Source organism: Sphaerochaeta sp. S2, assembly GCF_016406725.1.
GTDB lineage: Bacteria > Spirochaetota > Spirochaetia > Sphaerochaetales > Sphaerochaetaceae > Sphaerochaeta.
In genome coordinates, this window is the sequence record NZ_JAEKNT010000008.1 from 1 (window position 1) to 3,557 (window position 3,557).

At 39.6% G+C, this 3,557-nt stretch carries 2 protein-coding genes; one reads left to right on the forward strand and one right to left on the reverse strand.

Annotated features, from left to right (window positions below; all coding sequences use genetic code 11):
- Nucleotides 1–2,278: DEAD/DEAH box helicase family protein (locus tag JF818_RS00215; RefSeq protein WP_233065204.1), on the forward strand; the 2,278-nt coding region annotated here is incomplete at its 5' end.
- Between the two features lie 29 nt (nt 2,279–2,307).
- Here the strand turns inward: JF818_RS00215 and JF818_RS00220 are convergent.
- On the reverse strand, nt 2,308–3,557 hold a 1,250-nt coding region (locus tag JF818_RS00220), incomplete at its 5' end, for an ATP-binding protein (protein ID WP_198889993.1).

Consider the following 3,557-nt stretch of genomic DNA (forward strand, 5'->3'; position numbering starts at 1 on the left):
CTCATATGGTTTTTCGTATTTGATTGAGCGCTCACAATCTGGAAAGGGGGCACATGTCTGGTTTTTCTTTCACAATGCTATTAAAGCAAAGAAGGCAAGACAATTCTGTAGTAGCTTGATTACACTTTCTATGGAAAAACAAGCTTTGCTCCCTATGCGAACATATGATCGAATTTATCCTTCACAAGATTGCATTACCAAGAATGGTCTTGGAAGCCTGATTGCACTACCTCTTGAAGGGGAATCGCGCAAGCAGAAGAATACTATTTTTCTTGATAAGGACTTGAATCCAATCCCAAATCCATGGAATGCATTACAGGTAACCCGAAAGATTGATGAAGAAGAGATTACATCCTTCTTGGCTAATGTTGGTTCAGCTTTTAATACTGGCCAGATTGGCATTAAAGAGCAGCGAAAGATACCAAGTCTAGAATCTTTTCCACAAGCACAAGAAGAAGTATTATCCAAAACAGTTACTCTTGTCTTGGAGATGGGCATCAAAATTGATACGTTTGGATTACCTTCATCTCTAGTGAATACTTTGAAGCGCATTGCTTCCTTCCATAATCCAGAGTTTTATAAAGCAGAGCGGATGCGTCTTAGCACATGGGATAAGCCTCGTATCATCTGTTGTGCTGAACTGATAGAGAGCCGATACATAATACTCCCACGAGGGTGTTTGGATGCAGTTGAGCAGTCTCTCTTGCAAGCAGGATTAGTAATAGAGATTGAAGATAGAAGAGAGCCTGGTACAACAGTCTCATTCAATTTTTCTGCTACATTGCAAAAGCCTCAGCAGGAGGCATTGCATGCAATGCTTAAGGAAAAAAATGGTATTCTTTCTGCTCCTCCTGGCTTTGGTAAAACTGTGGTTGCCTCTAAGCTTATTGCAAAACACAAGAGTAATGTGTTGGTTATCGTGCATACAAAACCATTACTCAACCAGTGGAGGGAACGTCTTTCACAGTTTCTTTCAGTTAAGCCAGGCTTACTAGGAGGCGGTAAGAATACTTTGACTGGGTTAGTTGATATTGCATTGGTTAATTCCCTGTTCCAAGAACAGAATGTGAGAATAACAAATTCATACGGCATGGTTATTGTTGATGAGTGCCATCATGTAGCGGCAGTCACATATGAAAAAGTGCTTAAAGCTGTCAGAGCTACCTATGTTTACGGGTTAACTGCAACACCAATCAGAAATGATGGTCATCATGATATCATTTTCATGCAATGTGGTCCGGTTCTCTATCAAGTAGATCAAGCGAGTTGGGCAAGGCAGAATAAGCTATCTGGTACTATTAGTGCACGATTCTCTCCATTTAGATGTGATTTTCAGCATCTGGAAATTCAAGAACTATATGAGCGTCTTTCACAGGATATTGATCGCAACAGACTTATTACCACAGACATACAAACCTTATTGGATCTAGGACGGTCCATTCTTGTTTTGTCCAACCGTTTGGAACAGCTCAAACTATTAGGCTCTTTACTTGAAAACCAGGGAAATTCTGTATTGGTGATGACCGGTAGTCAATCAGCAAAAACCAAGAAACAGGTACAGTCCTATCTAGAATCAATGACAAGAAAGAAGCAGCAAGCTTTGATTCTCTCTACAGGAAAATATATTGGGGAGGGGTTTGATCTTCCCCAACTCGATACACTTGTGCTTGCTTCTCCCATCGCATGGAAGGGAAATGTAATCCAATATGTAGGTAGATTGTGTCGTTTTTATGAAGGAAAATCAGAAGTTGTTGTCATTGATTACATTGACTTTAAAATTCCCGTTCTTGCTAGAATGTTTAACAAGCGAGTGAATGCTTATAAACAGTTAGGATTCTCAATTACCCAGACTGGACAGAAACCAAAAACACAATTGATATTTACTGTTGATACATATTGGGAGATTCTCCTAAAGGATATAGGGTCTGCAAATAGAGAAATATTCTTCTCTATCCCCTTCCTGTCAGAAGAGAGGTTGCAGACGATGCTCTCCCTGTTATCAAGAGAAGCACAAAGAACCAAGATTTGTATGAGAGTCATGAAAGCGAGTAATGAAAAAACTATTCAGCGAATCAAGCAAATGGGAATCACTGTTCAACTTAGTGAAGTGGAAGTAGTAAATTACCTGCTCATAGATGAACGTATTCTCTGGTATGGAAGTATCCACCTATTTGGTAAGATTTTCCCAGGGAATACAATGCTTCGCCTTGAAGATCCTACCTATGTAGCTGATTTCAAAATGCATGATGAAGCTATCGAGAATCCTTCGTTGTTTTAGTGGTAGTTGTACATTTGATAGAAGAGACCTCACAGAAGCGATGTCATATACAGAGGGAGATAGATAATATCCTCTTCTATCTTTAGGTCACTGGGATGTAATACATAGCGAGTATGTAGTTGTGCTGCAAACTTTGCCTTGAATTTCTGCAGAGATTTTAAGGAATAATTCTTGCTGGATTTTACCTCAATAGGGCTTATGTTGTGTCTGTTGCTGATCTTGTTTTTTGCTATCAGGAAATCAATTTTCATTCGTGAAGTTATATCCTCTCGTGAGGAATTATAATAAAAGTACAGTTTATGGCCCCCTGTCACCAGCATCTGGGCCACAATATTCTCTACAATCATTCCAAGATTTACTTCAAGCTTGTCGAAGAGTATTTTCTTGTATAGCTCTTCACTCACAATTCCATTTTCATCAAATGCGTGACTGATGAGTAGACCTGTATCTGCCATATAGCATTTAAGAGTCATACGGTCCATGTTTAGTCTCAACCCAATGGTTGGTGCGCTGGAATTGTAGCAGATGTTCACAATCATGGCGTCATCTAGCCAGAAAAGAGCATCCTCGTAATCACGAAGACGTGCTTCTTTCTTTAACGAGGATACCCTGAATTTCCTATCATGCTTTTGGAGCTGTGCAGGAATATCATCGAAGATTTGCTCTGTTTTCATTTCATAGCCCTTGGCATGTTTTATAATATCAGCACGGTACAACGTGAGAATATCTCGTTTAATTCGGTCTACCCGATCGAAGTCACGAGTCCGTATATATTCCTCAACTGCTTGTGGCATTCCTCCTACGATGAGGTATTGTCTGAAGTAGTCCATGGCTTTTCTATGAAGGACCTGTCCCAACGGCTTTTTCTCTGAAAAACATTTTCTTATGTAGTCCATAAGTGTTTCATTTTCTAGAGCCCAGAGGAACTCCTCGAAATCCATCGGATACATACTCAAGTGACGTTCTTCTGAAGGAATGACAATGTCTTGTACATTGGTCTTGATGCTCATAAGGGAACCTGTCTCTATATAGTCATATCTTCCATCTTCAACAAGATATTTTATGGCTGCCCGAGCTTTTGGAAAGAGTTGCACCTCATCAAGAATAATCAGGGTCTCTCGTTCATACAACTTTACATTATAATAGTTTGATAAGTATAGGAATAAGGTATCGAGGTCATTCAGATAGTTAATGAAGAGCTCCTTGACTTCCTTGTTCACGCGATTGAAGTCAATAACGATATAGCTCTTATATTCTTCCTTAGCAAACTCTTCAACTA